Genomic DNA, 25,659 nt, shown 5'->3' on the forward strand with positions numbered 1-25,659 from the left:
GTTATCAGGCGTTAGCGGATTTGCGGCGCGCTGCATCCGCCAGATTGGGACGGGTGGACAGATGTACTTCAGACGGCACATGCAAGGTGGTTGTCGGATGGGCAAATACGATGCCGCGCTCAGCGCAGGCGCGCATGAGTTCCAGGTTGATGTGCTGCTGCACATCCATGTACACGGTGTATTCGCGGCTCAACAGGTAATACACCACTTCAAATTCCAGGCTGCTGGGGCCGATACGCACAAAGTGTGCGCGGTCGTAACGCGTCGACGGTGCATCTTCGATGATTTTGCGTACAGTCGCCGATAGCTCGGCAATTTTGTCGACGGGTGTGTCATGCGTGATGCCGAAGTTGAATAACACCCTGCGTTCCGACATGCGCTTGTAGTTGCGTATCGGCGATTTCAGTAACTCGGTATTCGAGCGCACCAGTTGCTCGCCGCTCAGGCTGCGCAAGCGCGTGGTACGGATGCCGACGTATTCGACTGTCCCCAGCAAATCGTCCACCACAATGAAGTCGCCGACTTCAAAGGGTTTATCCAGCCCGATTGAAAGCGATGCAAACAAATCACTGAGTATGGCTTGCAGCGCAAAGGCGACGGCGATGCCCCCGATGCCGAGGCTGGCGACGAAGGCCGTGATGTTGACGCCCAGATTCGCCAGGACAGCTAGCAATACGGTAAACATCACTGCAATGCGCAGCAGGAACACCATGGTGGTGGTCGTGGCAGCGTTGCGCAGCTCGGGATCGACTTCAGGATCGACCACTTTTTCCATCCAGGTATTGATGCCGCGATTGAGCCAGATAGCGATTTGTATGCCGATCAGGATGATGCCGAGTTGCGACAGGCGGAGTTCAACCATGGCAGGCAGACTGAGTGTATTGAGGCCGATCAGGATAGACAGCAGCAGGAGCAGGAAGCGTTTGGTGCCGGCCAGTGTGCCGACAATGACTTCATCGAGGCGGCGCTTGGTGATGAGATGGAGGACGGACATGCGGCGCTTCATCACGCGCATCACAAAGCGCGTCAGCAGATCCATGATGAGGAAACTGATTACTGTTGCCAGTAATGCGTGTAACCAATCCTTTAGCGAAATACCAAACATAAACCAGTCTTGCAGTAACATCATTCCATCACCCCTTGTTCAAATACATATTGCATGGTTTGTGCATGCGACAACTTTTAACCATTAAGGTAGAGGTTGCATGGCGGGAATAGTTCGCAAAGAGTTCCGGCGGATGATAGGCGATAGTGCGGAGAGGCAGGCGGGCCGCGGCTTTCCTGCTTAAGATCAATTACTTATTAAGCGCATATTCATGGATGCATCGACCTCTGAACTGCCCTTGTTTCCTCCGCTGCAAGCCAATCGTAGCGGGATGTTGCCGGTCGATGACCTGCACACCCTGTATTGGGAGGAGTGCGGCAATCCGCGCGGTGTGCCGGTACTGTTCCTCCACGGCGGTCCGGGCGGCGGGATTTCGCCACGTCATCGGCAATTTTTCAATCCCGAGTATTACCGCATTGTTTTATTCGATCAGCGCGGTGCCGGTAAATCGACGCCTTTGGGCGAGTACCGTGACAACACGACGCAGTTATTGATCTCCGATATTGAAGCCTTGCGCGCGATGTTGGGGATCGAGCAGTGGCTGGTATTTGGTGGTTCATGGGGCGCGACGCTGGCGCTCGCATATGGACAAGCGCATCCGCAGAATTGCCTCGGTTTTATACTGCGCGGGATTTTCCTGTGTACGCGTGCCGAGATCGATTGGTTTATGTATGGCATGCGCTGGTTTTTCCCGGAAGCGCATGCGGCCTTTGTCGCGCCTATCCCGCTGGAAGAACGTGGCGATTTGCTGCAAGCCTATAAGCGGCGTTTGTTCAGCGATGACGCGCAAGTGTCTTTGCAGGCGGCGCGTGACTGGAGTCGCTATGAGGGGCACTGCCTGTTCCTGAAGCCACAGCCTGAAATGCAGCAAGTGCTCGAAGATGATGTGGTGGCTTTGGGGGTCGGTCGCCTGGAAGCACATTACTTCCTGCATCACGGCTTTATGGAAGAAGACCAACTGATACGCAACCTCGACCGGATTCGTCATTTGCCTGCGGTGATCATACAAGGCCGCTACGATGCGGTTTGTCCGCCGGTATCCGCATATCGCTTGCATGAAGCCTGGCCGCAAGCACGTTTGCAGATCATTGCAGATGCGGGACATGCGGCATTGGAGCCGGGTACGGCGGCAGCATTGGTGGCGGCGACCGAGCAGTTCCGTCTACAGCAAGGCTTCACCTAAACATGTAGTGACCAACAGCAAGATGGCGATGTGTGCGCGATGTCGTTAAGATAGTCGCTAAGGTGATGCGGCTCATGTCGCATCGAACAGTTGATTCCGGCATGAAGATAAAAAGCGATGATTAAAAAACGTATCACCCTATGTGCATTGGCACTATTGCTGGCGGGCTGCGGTGCGCGGAGCTTGCTGGATAAGCCGGCAGAAACCACACCGGACGGCACTTCCACGGCTGATTCGATCAGCGAGTACCAGCTCGCATTGGCCCATCGCATTACGCAAGTTAATTCCACCAAGGTCTATATCGGTCGGCCGCAAGCCTTGCTGCGTTCCGTCGTGGTGGTGAAGTACGTGGTGGATGCGAATGGCAGCTTGTTGCGCAGCGAAATCATGCGCTCAAATCGCGACCGCGTGACAGAGACCACGGCACTCACCAGTGTGCGCAATACCGCACCTTTTCCCAAACCCGCGCCAGCACTATTACGACATGGTCGCGTTGAGGTGATCGAGACCTGGCTCTTCAATAAGGATGGCCGCTTCCAGTTGCGCACCATCGCCGAACCCCAGATGGATGAGTAAGCGCTTCATGCTGGTGGCCGGAGCGACACTGTCTTGAGTAGCGGCTGGTTGTTTAACGCGGTGGCAGGCGCATTGCTGCTGCCGCCATTAAACCTGATTCTTCTATGCGTGCTGGGTTTGCTGCTGCGGCTGCGCTGGCCGCGTCTCGGTATGGCGATCTCAGTACTGGCCTTGCTGGTTTTGACAGTTTGCAGCACATGTTTTGGTTCCAGCTTGTTCGTCGCGCCACTGGAAAAACAAAATCCACCGTTGCAAGCCGGTGATGCTGCAGGAGCACAAGCTATCGTTGTGCTGGGCGGTAGCCGTATTACTAATGCACCCGAATACGGCGGACAAGATATCCCTAGTGCCATCAGTCTGCATCGCCTGCGATATGCGGCGCATCTGTATCGCAGCACCCATCTGCCGATATTGGTCAGCGGCGGTCGTCCGGATGGTGGCTATAGATCAGAAGCCAGTGTGATGGCGCGCGTGTTGAAGGAGGACTTCTCAGTGCCGGTGCGTTGGCAGGAGCCTGTTTCCAACAATACCGCCGAAAACGCGCAGTTATCAGCGCGCATGCTGCGTGCAGCGGGTGTGACGCGCATCTTGCTGGTCACCGATGCGATCCATATGCAGCGCGCAAAATGGATATTCATGCAAACCGGACTGGAAGTCGTGGCAGCACCTACCATCTACATCAGTCACGCAAACATGACCCCGGCCGACTTCCTGCCATCCAGTCAGGGCTTGCAATTGAGCGCTTATGCCTTACATGAATGGCTGGGCCTGGCCTGGTATCGCTGGCGGTATCGCAATCTCGCCAATTGAGTCGCGCGAAATAAATTGCGTGGAATAAACATAGCTCGGGCACATAGCCGCGAATCTGCTTAAAATGGCTGGGCTGGTACCAATTATCGGCGTATCACCATCATCATTATTTTCGGGGGCCGCAACATGACTTTGATTGACAGTAAGCGTCCTTCCAAGCTGTATTATTTTTCTGAACGCAATGGCTTAGAGCGTTCCTTATCACTGGGTGAGTTTCGTCTCAGCCCGCCAACGTCAGACCAGATCCTGCTACCTAACGACAGCTACCTGGTGCTGAGCCTGACCAAAACCTGGGACGGCACCTTGTTCGACGCCATGCCCAGCATAGATTCCTATCTGGTGGTGCACGACGCCGAGGAGTTCGGTGAGCGCGTACACCGTGCGGCGCAGAAGGTCTTGCCGAACTGGGCAGGTATCGATGCGGCTATTTCCTATGGCGCACCCAGTCCGCTCGGCAAAATTTTTTCCAAGGCAAAGAACCTCGCCGGTCAAAACGAATGGCGCTTTGCGTGGCGCCCGATGCAAAGCTGGGCTTCGGTCAATCCCGTAGTCATCCAGATCGGCAATATTGAAGATATCGCCGAACTCCATAGCCGGAACGACTGAGTGCCCTGCATTCGCGCAAGTCCGGCATTTCCATGAACGGAGCACGATGAAAACACTTACATTTGACGTTGCAATAATCGGTGCCGGTAGTGCAGGGATGTCTGCCTATCGTGCGGTCAAGGCACATGGAAAAACGGCTGTCCTGATAGAGGGCGGGCCATATGGCACGACCTGCGCGCGCGTCGGTTGTATGCCAAGCAAGTTGCTGATCGCAGCAGCTGAGGCGGCGCATGCGGCAGAAGAGGCGCCGGGTTTCGGGGTGCATCCAGGTCCTGTGCGCATAGACGGCAAGCAAGTCATGCAGCGCGTGAGATCCGAGCGCGATCGTTTTGTCGGCTTCGTAGTGGAAAGTGTGGAGTCGATAGACCCGGCCGAGCGTTTGCACGGCTACGCCCGTTTTGTTTCTCCTGGTTGTTTGCAAGTCGGTGACGATATCCAGGTCATGGCTGAGCGCGTCGTGATTGCGACTGGCTCCACACCGCAGATCCCGCCGGAATTGCGCGTACTGGGTTCACGCGTGATCACGAGTGACGATATTTTTGAGCGCGACGACTTGCCGGAGTCGGTAGCCGTGGTGGGCGCAGGCGTCATCGGACTGGAACTGGGACAAGCCTTGCAGCGCCTTGGTGTGCGTGTGGCCTTGTTCGGGCGTAGCGGACGGGTGGCGCAACTGGACGACGCGGCGATTAACCAAAGCGCGATTGATGGCATCGGTGCGGATCTGGATTTGCGTCTGAACACCAGCGTGGTTTCGGCGCGGCTGGTCGGCGAACAGGTCGAGTTTGTATCGCGCGACAAGGATGGCCACGAGCGCACCGAGCACTTCCAATATGTACTGGCGGCGGCCGGTCGTACGCCGAACGTACAGAATCTCGGATTGGAAAACACGGGTTTGCAGTTGAATCCGCAAGGCATACCCTTGTTCGATTCATTGACGATGCAGTGCGGCAATAGTGCGATCTTTATTGCGGGCGATGCCGATAATGACCGCCCGCTACTGCATGAAGCGGCGGATGAAGGGCGTATCGCCGGTGATAATGCGGTGCGCTTCCCGGAGGTGGTGGCTGGCCTGCGGCGTACCCGCCTGATGATCGCTTTCACTGATCCACAGATCGCGGTGATTGGACAAACCATGAGCGACCTGAGGCCTCGGCAATTTGAAGTCGGCCAGGTTTCCTTTGCTAATCAGGGCCGTAGCCGCGTCATGCGCCAAAATCGTGGCTTGCTGAAGGTCTATGGCGAGCGTGGTACGCATCGTTTCCTCGGCGCTGAAATGGTTGGACCGCGCGCTGAGCACATAGGGCATTTGCTGGCGTGGGCCTGCCAAAGCGGGATGACAGTGGGGCAAATGCTGGATATGCCGTTCTACCATCCGGTAGTGGAAGAGGGCTTGCGTACGGCCTTGCGCGAGCTGAAGGAAAATCTGCTGAAGGAAGAGGATGCAATCGAGCACTGTACTGATTGCACGCCTGGCACCTGAGAATAAGCAGGCTCGGCTGATTTATTTGTCCTGAATGTGCGGTAACGCTTATTCGTGCCGGGCAAAGTATGATAAAACTGACAGACGCGATTGCAACTAAACAATAATGTGCATGTCACAGCATTGCTTGCCGATATAAGTATTCGGTCAAAACCGGATCACAATAGCAATATCATAGGCAATCGCACTGCTGCATCTCAACGCAGGTCCGTTTGACAAATCCATATTGGAAACGCGACACTGCTTTTGTCCAGATTAAAAAAGGGGCCCTATTATGAAAGCATCTACCTTGAAAACCACTCGGAGCGATATGAAAACCTTAGTCAAAGACGCCCAGGAATTATTTCGTGAAGCAACCAGCGCAACGGGTGAGCGCGCAGATGAGTTGCGTAACCGCGGTTTGCAACTGTTGGATAACGCGCTGGTAAAAGCACATGAAGTGCAAACCGCCGCGATTGAAACAGGCAAGGAATTGGCAGAAAAAACCGATGACTACGTGCATGAAAATCCATGGCGCGCAGTTGCGATTTCGGCTGGTGTCGGCGTCTTGGTGGGACTCCTGATCTCACGTAAGTAAGTCACACGGCATTCGATATGGAACAGCAAACCCCGCGTTCTTCGGATTTCCGGCCCGGCTTGGTCAGCGGCGCCGTTAATCTCGCTAAAAACATGTTCGGCTTGTTCATGAGCCGGATAGAACTGGCAGCGCTTGAACTGGCCGAAGTCCGTGCCAATGCACTGAAGCTGGTCGCGCTGTTTGTACTCGGCGCGATCGTCGCGTGGTTTGCCCTCGCTTACTGGAGTGCATTGATCGTCTATCTGAGCTGGCCGGCACTGGGCTGGAAGATTCTATTGATACTTGCGATTATCTTTACTGCGGTCGCAGTCGGCATCCTGCTGTATGTGCAATCCCTGCTGCGGGAAGGCAAATTGTCGATGCCGGCAACCATGGCTGAGTTGCGTAATGACCATGACGCGTTGTTGTAATCGCAGAGGATACGCATGAGTACACATCATCAGGAGCCGGAAGAGTCAACGGCGCAGCGCAAGCAAAGATTGCTGGAGCAATGCAAAGCCTATCGTGTCGCCATCGGTGAAGCACGTAATGTCGTACGTGAAAATCTCGGTGCGGATGCGATTGCAAAAACAGCGATAGGCCTGGTCAGTGTCAGGGCGCAATCCGCGTTTGCGAATGTCGCCGACTTGTTCGACCTGAAAAGCCTGTCCGGTGAAAAGCTACGCCGTTTGTTGCCATTGCTCGTCAGTGGCGTGTCCTTGCTGACCAAGCGTTCGGTATTGCGTCCTATCTTGCGCGGTGCCCTGGTGGTCGGAAGTGCGGGTACAGCGCTTTATTTCCTGTCCAAGAAAAAGAAGGGCAGCAAACATGTCGCGCTGCACGAACATTTGTAATGCAGCCTGAAAGCAACAGATAATAAAAAAGCCGACTTCAAGTCGGCTTTTTGTTTGGCGCTGAGTTAATTATTTAGCGGGAGCAGCGGGTGCATCTGCTGCCGGAGCGGCTGGTGCTGCCGGTGCAGGTACGGCTGGTTCAGCAAATTTTGCGCCTGCGCTATTGGCCATCAGGACCACTACACGTTCGACTTCGACGTCGTCCAGATCAGGATTGCCACCTTTGGCTGGCATAGCACGGATACCTTCGATTGCATGCTTGGCCAGTGTGCTATAACCCTGAGCGATACGTGCGCTCCATGCGCCAGCGTCGCCCATTTTAGGAGCACCGGCTGCGCCTGTTGCATGGCAAGCGGCACATGCCATCTTATAGACTTCATCGCCTGTTTTCAGGACTTTAGGTGCGTTCACATCTTTGAGGATGAAACCGTCATCTGCTACTGGTTTGATACGGGCAGCGACTGCTTCCGGCGATAAGCCATCAGAACCGGCACCAATGTGTTTTTCATTGGTGACATAGAGCACCAGTAAAACGATACAGACTATGGGGACAAGGAAGCCCGCCAGGATTGCCATGATGAGTTGCTTAGGCGTTTTGATCGCGGATTCTTCTTCGTGGTGTGCGTCGCTCATTATTCCCTCAATACAATTATAAAAATCGTTATACGGGCGCATGCGCTCCCTGCATGCCCAGGCGGATAACACAAATACAATGGCCGCCAAACGCCCGATTATAGACGTAAAGCAAATGATAGGGAACGGGGAAACGTCGCTTTACGTGGACGGAAAGTCAGAAAAACGGTATCCTGCAGGCCTCTTCAGTAGTCCTTCATGCGGCTGTAGCTCAGTGGATAGAGTATTGGCCTCCGAAGCCAAGGGTCGCTGGTTCGATTCCAGCCAGCCGCACCAAATCCCAGGGAAGTCATCGTCTATATGTGTATGTGTACGCGCTGGCGGCTACGCGCCCGGTACCGGAATACAGGAATAGCAATGCGGTTTTACCGTCCAGTGCAGAACTTGCTTCTTTGTCATGTTTTTTGTGCCCGCACCAAGCTCTCTATCGCTTCCCTATCAGTTTGAAACAAGTGCTCCTGGCCAATTACTGTAATCAGGCCGGCACGTTCCAATACATCCCATACCTGCTTCTTTACAGCTGTGAAGTACAGTTCTCGTTGATCTGCCTGCAGGCTGAGCTGTAAGGACATCAGGGTCTCGATGCCACTGGCGTCTATGTCGTTGATGCCACTGGCGCACAGCAGTATGCGTTTAATGTTTTTATTCGTGCTGCGGCGTTCGGCGATAAACCGTTCCAGCGTAGCGGCGGTCAGGAAATTCAGCGTTGCATCCATCCGCACGGCCAGAATATCCGGTGCAAGGGGCGGTAGCTGGAAGCGCTTGCGGTCACGTAAAGTGCCGTCGCCATGCACACCGACTTCAACCACCCTCGGGTGCGTATGCCGATACAGAAAAGACACCATGGTGATGGCAACACCCGCAAACACGCCATAGTGCAAGCTGGGCGTCGACCATAAGGTGACCGCAAAAGTGACTGCCGCGACCAGGCCGTCATCGCGTGAAATGCGAAACAGGCGCGGGAAAGCCGCAAAATCCAGTAACTTGAATACCGGCACCATAATCATCGCAGCCAATACCGAATACGGCAGGTAAGCAATCGGTGTCGTGAGGAAGTACAGGCTTATCAGGATGCAGACCGCTGCAATCAGCGAAGCCCATGCACTCGTGGCACCAGCGTAGATGTTCAAAGCAGAACGCGAGAACGAGCCGCTGACCGGGAACGCACCACTGAAACCGCTGGTGATCTTGGCCAGACCCTGGCCTATCAACTCCTGATTCTCATCCCAGCGTTCGTTGGTCTTGCGTGCCAGTACGCGGCAGCTCGACATGGCTTCAGTAAAACTCACCAGTGCCAATATAGTTGCAGCCGGCCACAATGCCTGATGCGCCTGCCAGCCTATGGCAGGAGGTAGCGACAATGGTGGCAAGCCGACTGGCAGTGCACCGACCACTGCTCCGCCATGCCCCGCATAATCAAACGCCCAACTGGCTGCGATACCTAATGCCGTCACCACCAGCATGCCTGGAACCTTAGGCGTATAGCGCTTCAATGCCAGCAGCAGGATCAGGGAAACGAGTCCGAACGCGCTGGTCCACAGCATCGATTCTGATCCCGTCAGCAGTTTATCGAGCTGTGTCAGCAGCGAGTCCGTGTGCAAATTCAGCCCCAGCAAACCGGGCAGTTGCGACAGTACGATGATGACAGCGGCGGCGTTGATAAAGCCAATCACGACCGGTTGCGATACCAGATAAGTGATCTTGCCCATCTTGCAGGCACCCAGCAGGAACTGGATTACGCCCGCATAGAGCGAGAGCCAGATTGCCAGCGCGACCCAGTCGGCGCTAAGCGGCGAGGTCATCGCGGAGAGTGAGCCGAACGTGAGTATGCTGGTGAGCGCGACCGGGCCCACCGCTAATAACACGGATGAACCCCACAAGATGCCGACGACGCTGGGTAACAAGGCCGCATACAGCCCGGTTTGCGGTGGCATGCCAGCCAGCGTGGCGTACGCGAGCGCTTGCGGAACCAGTACTAGCCCGACACTGAGGCCAGCCCACATGTCACGCCGCAAGGACTCGGCAGTCGGACGTGCCCAGTGCAGAAAAGGAAAGAAGCGCCTGAGCTTGACGTCCATATGGAATCAGGAAATCTGTTGGTAGTACAGATTTTGCGGGTGGTTGGCTTGTGCAAAAAAGAACCAGCGCTCCGCAATCAGACCGGCGTACTGTACGACGAATGCGCTAGCCAGCAAGAGCAGCGACGCATGCAGCAGGCCATTGCCTAGCAATAGCAGCGGTAGCGGGAATACCAGCACCAGGAAGATCCATTTGACGGAGCGAAAGAACAGTCTGCTTTTGCCATGGAAATAATGACGCGTGTTAAATGAACCACCCATCGATCCCTGTGCTTTCTGCACGATATGCGGGTGACGAATGCCGGTCGCGGTTTGTAGTGTCGAGCGTGGCTTTAGGCGAGCATTGCGGGCCAGCGATGCGAGCCGGGTCAGTAAGGACATCAATGTAAGAACAATAGCCGTAATGCCAAAAACGGGGGCGAGTGCGGGTGCAGTCGGCAGGCTGAAAGCGGTGGCCAGCGTGAAGCCGGATGCGCAGCCGAACAAGGTGTAGTTAACAATCGTCAGCGGTGTGGCCCATTCCTGTAAAAACTTGATGCAGCCATAAATCATGCCGGTACAAATGAATAGCGTGACGCAGAGTATCAATGCGATACCACCTAGCAGTGTTGCGCTCTTAGTTCCTCCCAAAAAATGTGCCGCACCATATGCGCATACGGCCAGCATAAAAAATGGCAGCACGATGACCTCACGTGATAACCACGATGTACGCCACATCGTCGCTGCGCGCCAGGCTCGCTCCGGATGACCGAGATGAAAAAACGAAGCAAACAGTCCGAGGCCGAGGAAGGCCAGCGACAGCAGGCTGCCCAGAGTCTGGAACTGATGACTGTCAGCGGGTGTCACCAGACCGAGCAGGGCGAGTAAATGTGCTGCATATAAGGCGATGAACAAACCTTGCCCGACGCCGATCAGCGTGGTCAGAAAAATGACGGAGAAAGCGGGATTCATGGCGAGCTATCCTGTCTGGCGATTGAGTGTACTTACCAAGAGGTGACGTCATCTAGCGACGGCTCGTGCAGAGCTGGTTTGGGCAACTTGCCATCGACTCGCAGGGGATTTTCGATACGTTCCAGTTCATCTTCGTGCAGTTTGATTTCTACTTTGCGGCGCGGCAGGTAATGGTTGGATGGTTTGGTGCCCCATTCCGGCATGAGTTGGTAGCCGCCTTGTTCGCGGATGGCAACCGAGACGACGGACTCCGGATCATGGATATCGCCAAACAGGCGCGCGCTGGTCGGGCATGCCATGACGCATGCCGGCTGACGGTCTTCGGGTGGCAAGGACTGATTATCAATGCGGTCCGCGCACAGCGTGCACTTGCTCATTTCCTTGCGGTGCTCATCCAGCTCGCGTGCGCCATACGGACAAGCCCAGGCGCAGTAGTTGCAGCCTATGCACTTATCGTAATCGACCAGTACCAGGCCGTCGCTGGCACGCTTGTAACTGGCGCCGGTCGGGCACACCGGTACGCATGGCGGTTCTTCGCAGTGCAGACATGATTTGGGGAAATGCACCGTGTCGGTGGCTGGAAAGCGCCCGACTTCATACGTTTGCACGCGATTAAAAAACGTCCCGGTCGGGTCTTCACCATAGGGCCGGTCGTCGGCCAGCGTCCCGGCTGCGCCGGAAGTGTTCCATGATTTGCAACTGGTGACGCAAGCCTGACAGCCAACGCACACGTTAAGGTCTATTACCAGCGCCATTTGCGTCATTTGTTTCCTCCTTGCGTGCCGCCTGCCTTATAGGCCATCCAGACACGCTTGATGGTGCTGGTACCAGGCAGCGCCGGCATGGTGGCAAACTGTGGCCAGGTTTGTTTCGGTTCATCCGCACCGGCCGGGTAGATACGCACCCGCACGTCGTACCAGCCGGCCTGGCCGGTGACCGGGTCTGAGTTGGATAAACGGCTGCCGTCGGCTGCCGGCGGTAATTCTTCCGAAATCAAATGATTCAGCAAGAAGCCTTTTTGCGATTCATTGGCTCCCTGTTCAAGATGCCAGGCACCAGCCGCTTTACCGATTGCATTCCAGGTCCAGACCGTACCGGGTTCCACCGCTTCACTGTAGCGGCACATGCAACGTACTTTGCCCCACATGGATTCAACCCACATCCAGCCGCCGTCAGAGATGCCGTTGGCTTGTGCCAGCAGTGGATTGACGAACAGATAGTTATGCGTGTGGATCTGGCGTAACCATGCGTTCTGCGCATCCCACGAGTGATACATCGCCATCGGTCGTTGTGTTACTGCGTTGAGCGGGTACTTGCTGGTGTCGCCGCTCTGTACTTCCAGCGGCTCGTAGTAAAACGGTAGCGGATCGAAGTAGGTTTCTATGCGTGCGCGCAGACGTTCCGGCGGTTGTTTGCCCGCACGTTTGCCTTGCGCTGCGAGACGGAATTTTTGCATCACATCGGAATAGATATGAATCAGGATAGGATCGGCAAAGCGGCGGATGCGCATGCGCTGCGCCCATTCCATATAGCCTTTGTTCCAGTTGCGCATGTAGCTATAGGACGGTGGCATCTTGTGATGGAACACGCAGCCGTTCTTTGCATACATCTCCCATTGTTTGGGGTTGGGTTCGCCTTTCATCGACTTCTCGCCGCCGCGGCCGCGCCAACCGGCCAGAAAACCTATACCTGATCCGGGCTCGGTTTCATAATTGACGATGAAGTCCGGGTAGTCGCGGAACTTGCGACTGCCATCCGGTTTGGTAAAGGCCGGCAGATTGAGGCGTCCGGCCAGTTCGATGAGCACTTCCTGAAAAGGCCGGGCATCTCCGGTCGGTGGTAGTACCGGGATACGCACCGCATCCACCGGACCATCAAATTCTGAAATCGGGCGATCCAGCATCGACATCACATCATGCCGCTCCAAGTAGGTCGTATCCGGCAGTATCAGGTCAGCAAAAGCGGTCGTCTCGGATTGAAAGGCATCGCACACCACCAGGAACGGAATCTTGTACTCACCGTTGTCGTCTTTGTCGTTCAGCATCTGACGCACTTCGCTGGTATTCATGCTGGAATTCCACGCCATATTGGCCATGAAAATCAACAGGGTATCGATCGGGTACGGATCACCGCGCCATGCATTGGTGATGACGTTGTGCATCAGGCCATGAACCGAGAGTGGATGCTCCCACGAAAATCCCTTATCGATGCGCACTGGTTCGCCAGCGTCATCCACGAACAAATCATTCGGATCTCCCGGCCAGCCAAGCGGCAGTCCGCCCAACGGGGTATCCGGTTGCACTGCAGACGGACTGTTCGGCGGTTTGGCGCTTGGAGGAATGGCGCGCGGGAAGGGTGCCTTATGACGGAAGCCGCCCGGCCTGTCTATCGTACCCAGCAGCGACATCAGGATCGCCAGCGCACGCGTGGTCTGAAATCCGTTGGAATGTGCTGCCAGCCCGCGCATCGCATGGAAGGCAACCGGATTACCGGTTACGGTCTTGTGTTCGCGCCCCCAGCTGTCGGTCCAGGGGATTTGCAGTTCTATCTTTTGGTCGCGTGCAATCACGCCCATTTCATTGGCCAGCCGCCGTATGCACGCAGCCGAAATGCCGGTGACGCCTGCCGCCCATTCCGGGGTGTAGCGTTTAACGCGTTCTTTCAGTAATTCGAATGCGGGCGCGACGGCGGTGCCATCCGGCAAGGTGAAGTTGCCGAGTAAATGCGGATCGGCACCCTCGGTGTGTGTCGGTACCGCTTGCTTGCTGAGACGATCCCACCACAATTTGTTTTGCGGGAACATCGGGTTAACTACTTCGGTGCTTTCATCTTCGACAAACAAACCAAAGTCATCGCTGGCGGAATCCTGGTTGATTAACTGGCCGGCATTGGTATAACGCACCAAAAATTCACGGTCATATAGACCGAGTGCAATAATTTCGTGGATCAATGCCAGTAGTAGTGCGCCGTCGGTGCCTGGCTTGATCGGCACCCATTCATCAGCAATCGCGGAATAGCCGGTGCGGATAGGATTGATGGAAATGAATTTGCCGCCATTGCGTTTGAACTTCGACAGCGCGATCTTCATCGGGTTGGAGTGATGATCTTCGGCTGTACCGAGCATGATGAACAGCTTGGCGCGATCCAGATCGGGGCCGCCGAATTCCCAGAACGAGCCGCCGATGGTATAGATCATGCCGGCCGCCATATTGACGGAACAGAAGCCGCCATGCGCCGCGTAATTAGGCGTGCCGAACTGACGTGCGAACAGTCCGGTCAATGCCTGCATCTGATCGCGTCCGGTGAAGAGGGCAAACTTGCGCGGGTCAGTAGCGCGTATCTTCGCCAGTCGCTCGGTCAACAATGCATAGGCTTGTTCCCATGAAATTTCGGTGAACTCTGACGCGCCACGCTCTGCACCAGGTTTGCGCAACAGTGGTTTAGTCAGGCGTGCCGGTGAATACTGCTTCATCGCACCGGATGCACCTTTGGCGCAGATCACGCCCTGGTTAAGCGGGTGATCCGGATTGCCGTCTATGTAGCGTACCTCGCCGTCACGCAAATGTACGCGTACCCCGCAGCGGCAGGCGCACATATAGCAAGTCGTACATTTAACTTCCGTGGTGCCTGCCGGCTCGGCCTTGTTCATGATGCGCGGCTGGCCAGTTCGACTATCTGGGCATGCAAGGCGTCAGGAATTTCTATGCCATGTTGCGCCGCTTTGGTAGCCAGACCGTGGCGTCGCTCCCCGGGTAGACGTACGCCTTCATCCGCCAGCATCATGCCTAACAAGGTTTCAATACGATCGAAGTACACATCCGAGCCAGCCAGCGCACCGGGATCTATTGCCAGGAATAGCTGACCCAAGCGGGGTTGGTTGCCTTCATCGGAGAAAAACGAATCCGCTTCAAAACCGAAAGCAGAGCCGGTTAATGCAATCGCCAGCAACTCCACCGTCAACGCAATCATCGCGCCCTTGACGCCGCCTACCGGCAGCATGCTGCCAGCCAGAGCAGCTTTGGCATCGGTGGTGGGTTTGCCGTCCTTATCGACGGCCCAGCCGAGCGGTATCGGTTTACCGTCTTTGGCGGCCAGCATGATCTTTCCGCGTGCTGCTTCGCTCAAGGCGAGGTCGATCACCAGCGACTCGCCGCCGCGGCGCGGAAAAATCGCAGCAATCGGATTGGTGCCGAACAAGGGCGTCTTGCCGCCCCACGCAGGCATCGCTGCCGGTGAATTGCTGAATGCCAGTCCGACCAGGCCCGCCTCTGCCAGTGGGCGCAGATGTACTGCCGCCGCGCCGAAGTGATTGCTGTTGGTGATGCCGACACAGCTGATGCCGAACTCACGCGCGCGGGCCGTGGCAGTCTTGATCGCCAGGCCGCACGCTTCATACGCCATGCCGGATTGTGCATCGATCAGGCAGGCCCCCCCCCGGCTATTGGTAATTTTTGGAACTGCTGTGGTCGAGGTACGACCGTTGCGTAGGAACGTAGTGTATTGCGGCACGCGTGATACGCCGTGTGATGCCAGGCCTTGTGCATCTGCCGCCACCAGCGCGTGTGCGGTAGCTGCCGCCGCGCTAGGGCTGGCGCCCGCTTTCTCAAGTGCCAGCGTGACGACAGATGTTAATTGATCAATCGTAAGCAAAGCCATAGTGATCCCTAGAACAGGTTAACAAGCGAACATAAAGTACGTGGCATGCGGGTTTAATTTTGTTGCAGATAAGCCGCGACCCGTTGTGCGATTAGTGCACTGACACGCGTATTCGATTCTGTGGTGACGCCTGCAATGTGGGGCGTCAGGATGACGCGTGGTGCATTGGCCAATGCATTGCCAGCTGCCAGCGGCTCTTGTGCAAAGACATCGATGGCGGCACCGCCCAGCTTGCCCGCATGCAGTGCGCTGGCGACCGCCGCCTCATCCACAATCTCACCGCGCGAAGTGTTGATCAGCACGGCATCCGGCTTCATTTTTGATAGTGCTTCGGCATCAATCAGATTGCGAGTCTCGGCCGTCAGCGGTACATGCAGCGACACAATATCGGCCTGCTCCAGTACCACCCGCAGCTGTCTGCAAGCGACGCCGGATTGATGCCATATCGGTGCGTCCGAAGCCAGCATCGGATCGTAGGCAATCACATTTACTCCCAGCGCCTGCGCCAGACGTGCGGTGAGCTGGCCGATGCCGCCGAAGCCAATCAGCCCCAAGGTCTTACCGGCAATTTCACGGCCGTTCGATAAGGCGGCGCGTGGCCATGCACCGGCAGCAGTTTCGGCACTGCGGGTATAGGCTTCGCGCAGCAAGGCCATGGCGGTGCCTATGACGTACTCGGCAACTGCACCGGCGTTGGCACCAGTGGCCGGGAACACATCGATGCCACGTGCCGCGCATGCGGCTACATCGATATTGTCGAGACCAACACCGAGGCGGCCGACGACACGCAACTTAGGTGCTGCTGCCAGCAATGCGAGATCAACCTTGGTACGGTTGCGCACGATCAGCGCATCGACATTGCCCAGCATGGCGAGCAAGGTGGGTCTGTCATCGACCAGGGCAGGGTTATAAACGGTGTCGAAGACATTGGCCAATTGCGCGACGGCGGGCTCATCCATGAACTCGGTGATAACGATACGGGTAGCGCCGGTATGTGGTGCGTTCAATTTTGCATCCCCCACTTTTGTACTGTGCATTGTTCAATCACGCGGAAAATGAAGTTCTCGACAAACAGGCCGATCATGATGACGGTGAGCAAACCGGCAAATACGCTGGGGATTTCCAGCTGATTTTTGTTTTCGTAGATGAACCAACCGAGGCCGCCGCTGCCCGAACTAACACCAAATACCAGTTCGGCTGCAATCAGCGTGCGCCAGGCAAAAGCCCAGCCGATCTTGAGTCCGGTGAGTATGCTGGGGAAGGCTGCAGGAATCAGGATCTGAAACACATAGCGTAAGCCGCTCAGGCCGTAGTTATGGCCGACCATGCGCAAAGTATTGCTGACCGACTGGAAGCCGGAATGGGTATTGAGGGCGACTGCCCACACCACGGAATGGATCAGCACAAATACCAGGCTGCCGGTGCCGAGGCCAAACCACAGCAACGACAGCGGTAGCAGAGCAATCGCTGGCAGTGGGTTGAACATCGACGTCAGTGTTTCGAGGAAATCGCGGCCTATGCGTGACGTGATCGCGAAGACGGTCAGCAACGCGGCGAGTAAGAGACCGGAGCCATATCCCATCAACAAAATCTTGATCGAGAACCAGCACTTGGCGAGCAAGCCGCCAGAGAGGATGCCGGCGACCAGTGCTTCGATGGTGGCAGAGAAGGTCGGGAACAGCAGCGCGTTATTCAAAAAGCGGGCGTAGATTTCCCATATCAGCGCCAGCGTCACTAGGATGGCGACTTTGCGGGCACCACCGTTGTTGCACAGTTTGTCCCATGAGGTCAGCGGCTTTTGTACAACGCCGAACTCGGTACTGGGAGCCCGGTTTGCGTAGTATTCCGGACGTTCTACATTGAGACGTACCACGGCACCGGCTGGCTTGGACGGAGTCGCTGAACGCTTGATGCTGGACACTTCAGACATGGTTGACCTCTTCTGTTTCGACCGGTTCGGCAAACAGCATCTGATTAATCTTCTCAGTCAGACAGTTCCCATCTGCATCAACGGTATCTTCACCGGTGCTATTGAGTTCGGCGGTGACCTGGCCGGGATGTGGCGATAGCAGCAGAATGCGATTGCCGATTTTCACAGCCTCGGCAATCGAGTGGGTAACGAACAGCACGGTGAAATGGGTGTCGTCCCACAATTGCAGTAATTCATCCTGCATCTTCTTGCGTGTCAGCGCGTCGAGTGCGGCATAGGGCTCGTCCATCAAGAGGATATCCGGTTCCATCGCCATGCCACGCGCGATGGCGACACGTTGTTTCATGCCGCCCGATAACATATGGGGATAGTGGTTGGCGAACTGCGACAGATTGACCTTCTCGATGTAATACATCGCCTTGTCTTCGGCCTCCTTGCCTTTGAGCTTGCCGCTCGCCAGTAGCGGAAACATGACGTTCTGCTTGACGGTTTTCCAGGGGGGGAGTTGATCAAACTCCTGGAACACCATCATGCGGTCATACCAGGGCTTGGTGATGACCTTATCGTTGAGTCGCATCTCGCCTTCGGTCGGCATCATGTAACCGCCGACCGCTTTGAGCAGGGTCGACTTCCCGCAGCCGGAAGGGCCGAGCAGGACAAATCGATCCGATTGATACACCTTGAAATCGACCCGGTAAGTGGCCGTTACGAGATGCTCCTTGGTCTTGTATTGCAGTGTCACCCCTCTGACGTCCAGCAGGGGCTGTGGCAATCCGTTCATGGTCTGTCCTCTATGTAATCGGCCCGCTCGCGCCGCTCTGTGTCGACTTAACGGGTGGCTTTTATGGCCTGATTGTTATGGGCGTCTTTGCGACTGCTCCGTTGCTCTCCTTTGGAAACGACTCTCCTTTTCGTCAAGACGGAACGACCCGCGATTGAGCGGGTCGTTGGATGGATCAAGCGCTTTCGTACAAACGCGTCAGGACGAATTCACGATGGCCGAGCACTTCGGCATCGGTGAGGCGACCGTTTGCAGTCGTAAGCATCATCTCCAGCAATTTGTCACCGGTCTGCTCCAGCGTCAACTCGCGCTGCAGCAAGCCGGAACAGTCGAGATCAATATGCTCCTGCATCAGGCGTACGGTACGTGGATTGGCGCAGATCTTGATGACCGGCAGGATTGGATTGCCGATTACATTTCCCTGGCCGGTCGGGAAGAAGTGCACAACAAAGCCGGACGCCGCGCACAAGGTCACCATCTCGGCGGCAGCGGAGGATGAATCCATAAACCAGAGGCCGGGATGGCTAGGCATTTCGGCCTTGTCGATCACACCGTCGACCGTACATTTTTTGCCGATTTTTTGAATATTGCCCATCGCTTTTTCTTCGATGGTGGTGAGGCCACCGGCGATGTTGCCTTTGGTCGGCTGCGAATCGGACAGGTCGGATGTCTTGTGGCGATTGATCATGTCTTGATAGCGATCGAACATGAACATGAACTGTTTACGCACTTCATCGTTGGCACAGCGTGCGGACAGGATGCTTTCGCCACCGGTAATCTCAGAGGTTTCACCGAACACCAGCGTCGAACCCAATGCGTGTAGCTTGTCGAATGCCGCACCGACCGTCGGATTGGCACCGCAGCCGGAGGTCGTATCGCTTTCGCCGCATTTGGTTGATACCCATAGTTCCTTGATGTTGCATACCTCGCGCTGTTTTTCGGATGCCCATTGCATGAATTCACGCGCCTTCTTTGATGCATTCATGATGGTTTCATGATCGCCGTGACCTTCAATACCAAAGCCGACTACCGGTTTGCCGGTGGCAGCAATGCCATCAACGATCTTCTTGGTCCAGCTGTCTTCAATCCCGATCACGACGACTGCGGCGACGTTAGGGTTAGAGCCGGTACCGATCAATGTGCGGAAGTGCAAATCCAGATCGGCACCGAATTGCAGGCGGCCATATGGATGCGGGATCGCCAGGGTCCCTTTGATGTTGTTGGCGACGGCTTCGCACGCCGCATTCGATAAGTCATCGAGTGGCAGGATGATGACGTGATTGCGCACGCCGACGCGACCGTTTTCACGGCGATAGCCAAGGAAGGTGCTGTCTTTAGTGATCATGTGGGCCTCTGGAACTCAGTTGAGATAGTTAATTTTTGATGGAACCTGGGTCATGCCGACTGGTGCAGGAATGGTGTGGCCTGAGCCGGAAGCAGCATGCCGTGCATTCCTGTATCAGTGCTACCAGCGTTTGGTTTTGATGTTGTGGACATGGGCATGTTCGCCGGCTTTGACGGCGGCCACCACCTTGCCGATGTCGACGCCGTACTTGAAGACGGTGTCACCTACGGCCATCGGTTTCATCGCGATCTTGTGTCCCATCGGGATGTCCTGGAGTGCCTTGATATTGACGGTGCGGTCATCGTCCATGATCCACGCGGTTAATTCGGTGCCGGCCTTAATGCCTTCAACGACCGCAACTGCAACGGTGTCCTTGGCGTCGTGCAAAACAACATGAATCATTTTGTCGCTCCTTTAAATGGGTTTGCATATTCGCAAGGCGCCCGTTGGCCTGTGAACGAATGCGTCGATACTATGACTACTTTTCGATCAAGTCAACTATATGACCTATATCACTTATATTTATTTTTGGTGCCGTGAAAATGCTAAGGATGACATTGCTGCACCTGCGTAATGAAAGCGGAAGGGGAGCGTAGAAGAAGCGTTATGGTTTATAGTTGCGGACTATGAATATCAAAGCAAATCCCCCCATGCCAGTCGTCGGCACCACCCTCTATAAAGAGGTGCAGCGCCAGGTTTTGCGCGCCTTGGCGGCCGGTGAGTGGAAGCCAGGTTCGGCGATACCGGCAGAAAAGAAACTGTGTGAGATGTTTTCCGTCTCGATCGGTACTTTGCGCAAGGCTATCGACGAATTGGTAGCCGAAAACATCCTGATCCGGCATCAGGGACGTGGCACTTATGTTGCACAACACAATCGTGCGCAACAGATGTTTCGCTTTTTTAATTTCACCGATCACGCCGGGAATAAAACGTATCCGCAGCTATCGCTGATTTCATATTCGAAGCGACGTGTCGATAAAGTGGCAGCGGAAAAATTGCGTTTGGCGGCGAGTGACAAGGCAATCGCGTTTACCAATCTGCTGTATCTGGAAGAGCAGCCGGTGATCGTTGACGATATCGTGTTGCCGGAGCCGTTGTTTACCAGCCTCACTGAAGCACAGATACGGAATCGCCCGAATACGCTGTACAACCTGTATCAAACCGATTTTGGCATCAGCATTATTCGGATCGAAGAACGTCTGCGTGCCGGAACCGCCCTTCCCAGGTATGCCGAGCTGCTGGGTATCAAGCCGGGAGCGCCGATACTGGAAGTGCGCCGCGTGGCATTCTCTTATGACGACCGGCCGGTCGAATGGCGCATTTCCTACGTCAACACCGACAAGCACGAATATGCAGTGCCGACGGCACAATAGCGCCAGCTACTTAATGACGTCCATCAGGCGGTTTCAGCTTCGACCAATAAGGTCTCCCCGGGTTTGACCCGCACAAAATTGACCGCTTGCGTGGATACCGTCAATGCATCACCATCCTGTTTCACCACTGTATAAGCAGAGGTCGCTAATGCACTGGTATGCGGGGCATCTTCCCGGAAATGGGCGCCGCGCGAGTCTTCGCGTGCCAGCGCAGCAGTCGCAATTGCACGGCTGACGGCCAACAGGCTACGCAGGTTCAGCCAGTCATGCCAGGTCATATTGAAGGCAGGGTCATCATCAGCGACGCCTATGCTTGCCAGTTCGCGTTCCAGCTCAGTCAGTTTGGCAATCCCGCGCTGCAAGCCTTCTGCAGTGCGCAAGATACCGACGTCTTCCCACATGCATTCATACAAGGCTTCACGTAACGCCTGTAAATTACCAACCGGATTACCGAATGGCACGCGATGTGCGCTGATGCTTTGCTCGATCGCATTCATATCCGGCTCACGCAAGTCCTGGTTATCGACCAGCCACGCTGCCATCGATTCGCCGGCGATGCCGCCGAACACCGTGGAATTCGCAACGCCATTGCCGCCGAGGCGATTGGCACCATGCACACCACCTGTATCTTCACCCGCTGCAAACAAGCCGTGCAGGGCAGTGGTGCAATCAGGCCGGAATACTACGCCGCCCATCATGTAATGTGCGGTGGGTACGACTTCCACCAGGCCACCAGCCAGGTCAAAGCCGCAATCGGCACAACGTTCGACCATGCCTTTGAACTGTACGCGTACTTTATCTGGCCCGAGGTGCGCCATGCTGATGTAGACACCGCCGTTAGGTGTAGTACGCCCTGCGCGCATCTCCGAGTAAATTGAGCGCGATACGATATCGCGGGTGGCCCGTTCATTGCGTGGATCGTAGTGATGCATAAAGCGCTCATTCAATCCGTTCAGCAAGTGTCCTCCCGCACCGCGTAAGCCTTCTTCAATCACGGTACCCGTCATGCGGGTGTCCGGCCCGGCTAGCAAGCCGGTTGGATGAAACTGCACCATCTCCATATCGCGCAATGGCAAGCCAGCACGCAAAGCCATCGCCAAACCATCACAGCTTTTCTCGCCGGATGGCGTGTGGAACTTGTACATGGTCGGGCCGCCGCCGGTCGCCAGCAACACCGCTTTGGCCTGGACAAATACAAACTCGCCGCAACGCATATCTATCATCAGGACGCCAGCCAACGATTTGCCATCGCTCGTTTTGATCAACTCCACTGCGCGATGTTCTTCAAGGCGCGCAATACCACGATTCCAGATCTGTTCCGCCAGGCGGTTCATGATTTCAATGCCGGTCAGGTCACCTTTATGTACAGTGCGATCAAAGGTTTGTCCGGCGAATGCCTTTTGATGCACAGTGCCGTCCGGGTTGCGATCAAAAAAGCAACCGAGTTCATTTTCCAGTTCATGGATGCGTTCGATGGCTTTGGTGACGAGCGTCCAAGCCAAGTCCTGATCGGACAACCATTTGCCACCTTCTATAGTGTCCATGAAGTGGCGTTCTATCGAGTCACCTTCAGCCAGTGCGACGTTATAGCCGCCTTGCACCATACGGGTACAGCCCGATTTGCCGAGCAAGCCTTTCACTGCGACAGTGATGGAGAGCGACGGATTGGCCTGATGCGCATGTAAAGCTGCGAATAGGCCGGCACCACCCGAACCCAGTACCAGGATGTCGGTGACTACGCGCCTGACACGCGCGGCCGTATTGGTACCGCTATGCGCGCTATTGCTCATATGCTTTTCACTCCTAGGCTGGCTAATACGTCGGCGCGTCGCGCCGATATATCCTTATTGACTTCGTTGTACAGGCTGCCACCGTGACTATCCATTGCTACCAGCAAGGGGCCGAAGTTGGCGATGCGGAATTTCCATAAGGATTCCGGATTCAGGTCATCCAGATCGACGTCTTCTATCTGCTTGATCCAGGTCGTCTCGAGTGCTGCGGTACCGCCGACGATCGCAAGATACACGCCGCCTAATTCGCGGAACGCAGCGAGTGAGTCTTCGCGCATGCCGCCCTTGCCGATGATGATGCGTACACCATTCTTCGTCATCAGCGGGCGAGTGAAGCGTTCCATGCGATCCGAAGTGGTGGTCCCGATGCAGATAGGCTGATAGCCTGCCGGATAGGCATCGCTTGGTACAACTTTCTTCACGTTTGGCGCGGTGTGTATGACAGCGTGGCCGTTGAGGTCAAAGCGGGTCGTGCGGCCGCGATCAAACATGTGTATCTGCGTGGCATCGCGGATGCCAAACAAGGTCTGTTGCAAGGTCACGGTGTCGTTGATGCGTAGCTGCCGGATCTGTGCTTCGCTGACAGGAGTGCTGAGTTCGTAGTGGGCCATGATCAAAATCCGAAGGCCACGCCATCAGGCGTGAAGGTTGCCGTCGCCCGTCGCGCGGAATGACACTGCATATTGACTGCTACCGGATTCATCGTGATGTGGGTGGCTGCCAGTTCGATGTGCACGGCAAAGGCAGTGGCATCGCCACCCAAGCCTTGCGGTCCGACGCCGAGCTTATTGATGGCAGCAGATAGCTGTTGTTCCAGTTCAGCACCGGCCGGATCTGCGCAGTGGGTACCGAGTGCGCGAGTCGATGCGCGTTTAGCCAGCGCCACACACAATTCGGAGGTGCCGCCTATACCGACGCCGACTATCGTCGGCGGGCAGGTTTTGCCACCGGCAGCCAACACACAATCAACGGTAAATTTTTTGATGGCATCGATACCTTCTGCCGGAATCGCCATCTTCAGGAAGGAGTTATTCTCGGAGCCGCTTCCCTTCGGGATCATGAGTATTGTCATTACATCCGGCGTGGCGGAAAAGTCGATGCTGATCGCCGGGATCTCGATGCCGCAGGATGTATGCTCGTTCTTGCGGGTAAGCGGATGGACGACGGATGAGCGCAACGGGTGTTCCCGCGTGGCGCGTTCGCAACCGGTACGAATGGCTTGCTTTAATGCATAACCATCGACTTCAACGCCGCTTCCTATACTGACTTTATAAATGGGAACGCCGGTATCCTGACACAGCAAATTCTCCTGTGCTTCAGCTACCCTGATATTGGTGACCATGGTCTCCAGGATATTCTTTGCGCTCGACGTGGATTCTTGCCTGACCAGTTCCGTTAAACCGCTCTTGATGTCAGGCGGCAGGATTTTGAGGGCGCGGATGTATAGCTCCTTGGCCGTTTCTTCAACTACTTTCAGATCGATTTTCACGATGTCGATTCCTGTCTGTATTAATTCATCAGGGCAAGTGCAAATGCGAGGCCGGTCGCCATACCAACACCTAGTGCAGCAGCGATCCAGTTGTTGCGGGTGCCACTCCAGTCGCGAAACTCGATGAGCAGCAGCCGTACGCCACCCATCATATGGAGGGATAGCAGTACGACCAGGCACCATTCGCCGAACTTGAACAGCGGCTGGTCTGCAAAGCGGATAAAGTCATTGAGCGATGCTTCGCCCCGCAATGACTGGCTCAGTGCCAGGAAGTGCAAGGGCAGGAACAAGGCCAGTACCAGGCCAGACAAACGATGTACCAGGAAGGCCCAATAAGCCGGATGTGATCTGGCGCGGTAGTCATTGCTGCGTTTCATGGCTGGGTTACTCCATATACCGCGCCCCATCCCATCGCCAGGATCAGTAGCGCTGCCAGTAGCGACAGTAGTCGCGCAGTGTGCGGATGCCAGCCCAGCCACTCCTGCGCAATATTGGCCAGTCCCACAGGCACATGGGCCGCACAAGCCAGTACAAAGACGCCGTAAAACAAAGCGAACGCCAGGCTGCCGCGTGTACGTTCAAGGATTTCGCTACCGCTCAACCCGCCACGCACTGCATACATGATGATGCCGATGTGAACCAATACGCACAGTGCCAATACCATTGCGCTGATGCGTTGCACGTACCAGGCACGTGCTTGCTGGGTTACGATCTGGTTCATAGTTTGCCTCGCAATGCCGCACGTGCTGCTAGTAGCTTCAGGCCCGAGATGCCGGCAGTAGGCGCGATTTGCTTCGGACAGCGCTGGGTGCATGAGCCTTGTGTATGGCAGGCATGGCAACCGGCATCACCGGCTACTGCCTGCAATCGTTCGTGCTGATTGGTGTCACGCACATCGTTGGCCAGGGTCCAGGCCCGATTCAACGCAGCGGGACCGAGAAACGCCGGTCGCCATGTCACGACGTCGCATGAGGCATAGCAGACGCCACACCCGATGCATTCAATACCGGCGCTGGCCGCCTGGCGTGCCTTGGAGGCCGGGTCTACGCTGGCAAAATCCTCGTGACGAGTACGGGCACCCTTGAACTGCCCTTTGCCACGTGCCCATTTATCGAAAAACTCGCTCATATCGGTGGCCAGGTCCTTCACCACCGGCAGATTGGATAAGGGCGCGATTTCCAGTTCGCCATTGCTGACGACTTTGGACACATGTGTACGGCAAGTCCAGCGTGCGACGCCATTGACCGTCATCGCACACGAACCACACATCCCGACGCGGCAGGAAAAGCGATAACTCAATGTGCTGTCGAGATGGCGCTGGATATAGGTCACCACATCCAGCACGGTCTGGCTCTCGCGCCGTGGTACTTCATAGCTGACAAAAGCACCATCCTGTTTGCCGCGCCAGACCTTGACCTTAAGACTATTTGTCATCTGAGTTCCATGTGTATGAAAGGGATGTA

Annotated in this window: 27 protein-coding genes and 1 tRNA gene; 10 read left to right on the plus strand and 18 right to left on the minus strand. The window is 55.8% G+C overall.

Going from position 1 to position 25,659, the window contains the following annotated elements; translation table 11 throughout:
• Positions 1 to 4 precede the first annotated feature (4 nt).
• The gene (locus IXC47_RS09485) at positions 5 to 1,129 is read right to left on the minus strand and encodes a mechanosensitive ion channel family protein (RefSeq protein WP_195875463.1); all 1,125 of its coding nucleotides are present in this window, start codon (positions 1,127 to 1,129) and stop codon (positions 5 to 7) included.
• A 187-nt stretch (positions 1,130 to 1,316) separates the two neighbouring features.
• Here IXC47_RS09485 and pip point away from each other — a divergent pair, with 187 nt between their 5' ends.
• From pip to IXC47_RS09525, 8 genes are all read left to right on the plus strand, one after another.
• Complete coding sequence (gene pip, locus IXC47_RS09490; protein WP_195875464.1) at positions 1,317 to 2,288, plus strand: prolyl aminopeptidase; 972 nt, start codon at positions 1,317 to 1,319, stop codon at positions 2,286 to 2,288.
• A 117-nt stretch (positions 2,289 to 2,405) separates the two neighbouring features.
• Positions 2,406 to 2,864 (plus strand): TonB family protein, encoded by a 459-nt coding sequence (locus tag IXC47_RS09495; RefSeq protein WP_195875465.1) that lies wholly within the window; start codon positions 2,406 to 2,408, stop codon positions 2,862 to 2,864.
• Between the two features lie 33 nt (positions 2,865 to 2,897).
• Positions 2,898 to 3,674 carry a YdcF family protein gene (locus IXC47_RS09500; RefSeq protein WP_195875466.1) on the plus strand — a complete coding sequence of 259 codons (777 nt, stop codon included), beginning with the start codon at positions 2,898 to 2,900 and terminating at the stop codon, positions 3,672 to 3,674.
• 126 nt (positions 3,675 to 3,800) lie between these two features.
• The gene (locus IXC47_RS09505) at positions 3,801 to 4,280 is read left to right on the plus strand and encodes a hypothetical protein (RefSeq protein WP_195875467.1); all 480 of its coding nucleotides are present in this window, start codon (positions 3,801 to 3,803) and stop codon (positions 4,278 to 4,280) included.
• Positions 4,281 to 4,326: 46 nt separating this feature from the next.
• Positions 4,327 to 5,760, plus strand: coding sequence for a dihydrolipoyl dehydrogenase (locus IXC47_RS09510; protein ID WP_195875468.1), 1,434 nt, complete (start codon positions 4,327 to 4,329; stop codon positions 5,758 to 5,760).
• Between the two features lie 274 nt (positions 5,761 to 6,034).
• The gene (locus tag IXC47_RS09515) at positions 6,035 to 6,337 is read left to right on the plus strand and encodes a DUF883 family protein (RefSeq protein WP_175624514.1); all 303 of its coding nucleotides are present in this window, start codon (positions 6,035 to 6,037) and stop codon (positions 6,335 to 6,337) included.
• A gap of 17 nt (positions 6,338 to 6,354) precedes the next feature.
• Positions 6,355 to 6,747 carry a phage holin family protein gene (locus IXC47_RS09520; protein WP_195875469.1) on the plus strand — a complete coding sequence of 131 codons (393 nt, stop codon included), beginning with the start codon at positions 6,355 to 6,357 and terminating at the stop codon, positions 6,745 to 6,747.
• A gap of 15 nt (positions 6,748 to 6,762) precedes the next feature.
• A complete protein-coding gene (locus IXC47_RS09525; RefSeq protein WP_195875470.1) occupies positions 6,763 to 7,170 on the plus strand; it encodes a hypothetical protein in 408 nt (135 codons plus the stop codon).
• Positions 7,171 to 7,239: 69 nt separating this feature from the next.
• Here the strand turns inward: IXC47_RS09525 and IXC47_RS09530 are convergent, their stop codons facing one another.
• Positions 7,240 to 7,803, minus strand: a complete 564-nt coding sequence (locus IXC47_RS09530) for a c-type cytochrome (RefSeq protein ID WP_195875471.1) — start codon at positions 7,801 to 7,803, stop codon at positions 7,240 to 7,242.
• Between the two features lie 200 nt (positions 7,804 to 8,003).
• Between IXC47_RS09530 and IXC47_RS09535 the strand changes: the two genes are divergently transcribed.
• A tRNA-Arg gene (locus tag IXC47_RS09535) sits at positions 8,004 to 8,079 on the plus strand.
• A 119-nt stretch (positions 8,080 to 8,198) separates the two neighbouring features.
• On the opposite strand, the gene IXC47_RS09540 is transcribed toward IXC47_RS09535, so the two are convergent.
• The 10 genes from IXC47_RS09540 to IXC47_RS09585 form a co-directional block, all read right to left on the minus strand.
• Positions 8,199 to 9,881, minus strand: coding sequence for a SulP family inorganic anion transporter (locus tag IXC47_RS09540; protein WP_195875472.1), 1,683 nt, complete (start codon positions 9,879 to 9,881; stop codon positions 8,199 to 8,201).
• A 6-nt stretch (positions 9,882 to 9,887) separates the two neighbouring features.
• Complete coding sequence (locus tag IXC47_RS09545) at positions 9,888 to 10,832, minus strand: dimethyl sulfoxide reductase anchor subunit family protein (RefSeq protein WP_195875473.1); 945 nt, start codon at positions 10,830 to 10,832, stop codon at positions 9,888 to 9,890.
• Between the two features lie 32 nt (positions 10,833 to 10,864).
• A complete protein-coding gene (locus IXC47_RS09550; protein WP_195875474.1) occupies positions 10,865 to 11,596 on the minus strand; it encodes a 4Fe-4S dicluster domain-containing protein in 732 nt (243 codons plus the stop codon).
• A complete protein-coding gene (locus tag IXC47_RS09555; RefSeq protein WP_195875475.1) occupies positions 11,593 to 14,481 on the minus strand; it encodes a molybdopterin oxidoreductase family protein in 2,889 nt (962 codons plus the stop codon). The genes IXC47_RS09550 and IXC47_RS09555 overlap by 4 nt, the downstream gene beginning before the upstream one ends.
• Positions 14,478 to 15,488: an Ldh family oxidoreductase gene (locus IXC47_RS09560; RefSeq protein ID WP_195875476.1), complete on the minus strand. Its 1,011-nt coding sequence runs from the start codon at positions 15,486 to 15,488 to the stop codon at positions 14,478 to 14,480. Before IXC47_RS09560 ends, IXC47_RS09555 begins: the two co-directional genes overlap by 4 nt.
• Before the next feature lie 53 nt (positions 15,489 to 15,541).
• The gene (locus IXC47_RS09565; protein ID WP_230089493.1) at positions 15,542 to 16,447 is read right to left on the minus strand and encodes an NAD(P)-dependent oxidoreductase; all 906 of its coding nucleotides are present in this window, start codon (positions 16,445 to 16,447) and stop codon (positions 15,542 to 15,544) included.
• Positions 16,448 to 16,491: 44 nt separating this feature from the next.
• On the minus strand, positions 16,492 to 17,418 hold the full coding sequence (locus IXC47_RS09570; protein ID WP_195875478.1) for an ABC transporter permease: 927 nt from the start codon (positions 17,416 to 17,418) through the stop codon (positions 16,492 to 16,494).
• Positions 17,411 to 18,199: an ABC transporter ATP-binding protein gene (locus IXC47_RS09575; protein WP_195875479.1), complete on the minus strand. Its 789-nt coding sequence runs from the start codon at positions 18,197 to 18,199 to the stop codon at positions 17,411 to 17,413. Before IXC47_RS09575 ends, IXC47_RS09570 begins: the two co-directional genes overlap by 8 nt.
• Before the next feature lie 175 nt (positions 18,200 to 18,374).
• Entirely contained in the window at positions 18,375 to 19,544 is a 1,170-nt protein-coding gene (locus IXC47_RS09580; RefSeq protein WP_195875480.1) for a UxaA family hydrolase, read from the minus strand.
• A 120-nt stretch (positions 19,545 to 19,664) separates the two neighbouring features.
• Positions 19,665 to 19,946 carry a UxaA family hydrolase gene (locus IXC47_RS09585; RefSeq protein WP_195875481.1) on the minus strand — a complete coding sequence of 94 codons (282 nt, stop codon included), beginning with the start codon at positions 19,944 to 19,946 and terminating at the stop codon, positions 19,665 to 19,667.
• Positions 19,947 to 20,170: 224 nt separating this feature from the next.
• Between IXC47_RS09585 and IXC47_RS09590 the strand changes: the two genes are divergently transcribed.
• Positions 20,171 to 20,917, plus strand: coding sequence for a GntR family transcriptional regulator (locus IXC47_RS09590; protein ID WP_195875482.1), 747 nt, complete (start codon positions 20,171 to 20,173; stop codon positions 20,915 to 20,917).
• Between the two features lie 23 nt (positions 20,918 to 20,940).
• Here the strand turns inward: IXC47_RS09590 and IXC47_RS09595 are convergent, their stop codons facing one another.
• The 6 genes from IXC47_RS09595 to IXC47_RS09620 are packed head-to-tail and all read right to left on the minus strand — an operon-like array spanning position 20,941 to position 25,630.
• A complete protein-coding gene (locus tag IXC47_RS09595; protein WP_195875483.1) occupies positions 20,941 to 22,707 on the minus strand; it encodes an L-aspartate oxidase in 1,767 nt (588 codons plus the stop codon).
• Positions 22,704 to 23,318 carry a fumarate hydratase C-terminal domain-containing protein gene (locus IXC47_RS09600; RefSeq protein ID WP_195875484.1) on the minus strand — a complete coding sequence of 205 codons (615 nt, stop codon included), beginning with the start codon at positions 23,316 to 23,318 and terminating at the stop codon, positions 22,704 to 22,706. Before IXC47_RS09600 ends, IXC47_RS09595 begins: the two co-directional genes overlap by 4 nt.
• A gap of 2 nt (positions 23,319 to 23,320) precedes the next feature.
• Positions 23,321 to 24,196, minus strand: a complete 876-nt coding sequence (locus tag IXC47_RS09605) for a fumarate hydratase (RefSeq protein ID WP_195875485.1) — start codon at positions 24,194 to 24,196, stop codon at positions 23,321 to 23,323.
• 20 nt (positions 24,197 to 24,216) lie between these two features.
• Positions 24,217 to 24,573, minus strand: coding sequence for a succinate dehydrogenase, cytochrome b556 subunit (gene sdhC, locus IXC47_RS09610; protein WP_195875486.1), 357 nt, complete (start codon positions 24,571 to 24,573; stop codon positions 24,217 to 24,219).
• Entirely contained in the window at positions 24,570 to 24,917 is a 348-nt protein-coding gene (locus IXC47_RS09615; RefSeq protein WP_195875487.1) for a succinate dehydrogenase, read from the minus strand. Before IXC47_RS09615 ends, sdhC begins: the two co-directional genes overlap by 4 nt.
• Entirely contained in the window at positions 24,914 to 25,630 is a 717-nt protein-coding gene (locus IXC47_RS09620; RefSeq protein ID WP_195875488.1) for a succinate dehydrogenase/fumarate reductase iron-sulfur subunit, read from the minus strand. Before IXC47_RS09620 ends, IXC47_RS09615 begins: the two co-directional genes overlap by 4 nt.
• Positions 25,631 to 25,659 lie beyond the last annotated feature (29 nt).

It is taken from the genome of Herminiimonas contaminans (assembly GCF_015645465.1).
Lineage (GTDB): Bacteria > Pseudomonadota > Gammaproteobacteria > Burkholderiales > Burkholderiaceae_D > Oxalicibacterium > Oxalicibacterium contaminans.

Bases quoted from the DNA above. Each gene is read 5' to 3' on its own strand.
- IXC47_RS09515 (WP_175624514.1), top strand. From the start codon at position 6,035: ATGAAAGCATCTACCTTGAAAACCACTCGGAGCGATATGAAAACCTTA.
- IXC47_RS09585 (WP_195875481.1), bottom strand. From the start codon at position 19,946: ATGATTCATGTTGTTTTGCACGACGCCAAGGACACCGTTGCAGTTGCG.
- IXC47_RS09600 (WP_195875484.1), bottom strand. From the start codon at position 23,318: ATGGCCCACTACGAACTCAGCACTCCTGTCAGCGAAGCACAGATCCGG.
- IXC47_RS09565 (WP_230089493.1), bottom strand. From the start codon at position 16,447: ATGGATGAGCCCGCCGTCGCGCAATTGGCCAATGTCTTCGACACCGTT.
- IXC47_RS09555 (WP_195875475.1), bottom strand. From the start codon at position 14,481: ATGAACAAGGCCGAGCCGGCAGGCACCACGGAAGTTAAATGTACGACT.
- IXC47_RS09595 (WP_195875483.1), bottom strand. From the start codon at position 22,707: ATGAGCAATAGCGCGCATAGCGGTACCAATACGGCCGCGCGTGTCAGG.
- IXC47_RS09485 (WP_195875463.1), bottom strand. From the start codon at position 1,129: ATGATGTTACTGCAAGACTGGTTTATGTTTGGTATTTCGCTAAAGGAT.
- pip (WP_195875464.1), top strand. From the start codon at position 1,317: ATGGATGCATCGACCTCTGAACTGCCCTTGTTTCCTCCGCTGCAAGCC.
- IXC47_RS09495 (WP_195875465.1), top strand. From the start codon at position 2,406: ATGATTAAAAAACGTATCACCCTATGTGCATTGGCACTATTGCTGGCG.
- IXC47_RS09540 (WP_195875472.1), bottom strand. From the start codon at position 9,881: ATGGACGTCAAGCTCAGGCGCTTCTTTCCTTTTCTGCACTGGGCACGT.
- IXC47_RS09520 (WP_195875469.1), top strand. From the start codon at position 6,355: ATGGAACAGCAAACCCCGCGTTCTTCGGATTTCCGGCCCGGCTTGGTC.
- IXC47_RS09510 (WP_195875468.1), top strand. From the start codon at position 4,327: ATGAAAACACTTACATTTGACGTTGCAATAATCGGTGCCGGTAGTGCA.
- IXC47_RS09580 (WP_195875480.1), bottom strand. From the start codon at position 19,544: ATGATCACTAAAGACAGCACCTTCCTTGGCTATCGCCGTGAAAACGGT.
- IXC47_RS09590 (WP_195875482.1), top strand. From the start codon at position 20,171: ATGAATATCAAAGCAAATCCCCCCATGCCAGTCGTCGGCACCACCCTC.
- IXC47_RS09575 (WP_195875479.1), bottom strand. From the start codon at position 18,199: ATGAACGGATTGCCACAGCCCCTGCTGGACGTCAGAGGGGTGACACTG.
- IXC47_RS09615 (WP_195875487.1), bottom strand. From the start codon at position 24,917: ATGAACCAGATCGTAACCCAGCAAGCACGTGCCTGGTACGTGCAACGC.
- IXC47_RS09560 (WP_195875476.1), bottom strand. From the start codon at position 15,488: ATGGCTTTGCTTACGATTGATCAATTAACATCTGTCGTCACGCTGGCA.
- sdhC (WP_195875486.1), bottom strand. From the start codon at position 24,573: ATGAAACGCAGCAATGACTACCGCGCCAGATCACATCCGGCTTATTGG.
- IXC47_RS09530 (WP_195875471.1), bottom strand. From the start codon at position 7,803: ATGAGCGACGCACACCACGAAGAAGAATCCGCGATCAAAACGCCTAAG.
- IXC47_RS09505 (WP_195875467.1), top strand. From the start codon at position 3,801: ATGACTTTGATTGACAGTAAGCGTCCTTCCAAGCTGTATTATTTTTCT.
- IXC47_RS09550 (WP_195875474.1), bottom strand. From the start codon at position 11,596: ATGACGCAAATGGCGCTGGTAATAGACCTTAACGTGTGCGTTGGCTGT.
- IXC47_RS09620 (WP_195875488.1), bottom strand. From the start codon at position 25,630: ATGACAAATAGTCTTAAGGTCAAGGTCTGGCGCGGCAAACAGGATGGT.
- IXC47_RS09525 (WP_195875470.1), top strand. From the start codon at position 6,763: ATGAGTACACATCATCAGGAGCCGGAAGAGTCAACGGCGCAGCGCAAG.
- IXC47_RS09570 (WP_195875478.1), bottom strand. From the start codon at position 17,418: ATGTCTGAAGTGTCCAGCATCAAGCGTTCAGCGACTCCGTCCAAGCCA.
- IXC47_RS09545 (WP_195875473.1), bottom strand. From the start codon at position 10,832: ATGAATCCCGCTTTCTCCGTCATTTTTCTGACCACGCTGATCGGCGTC.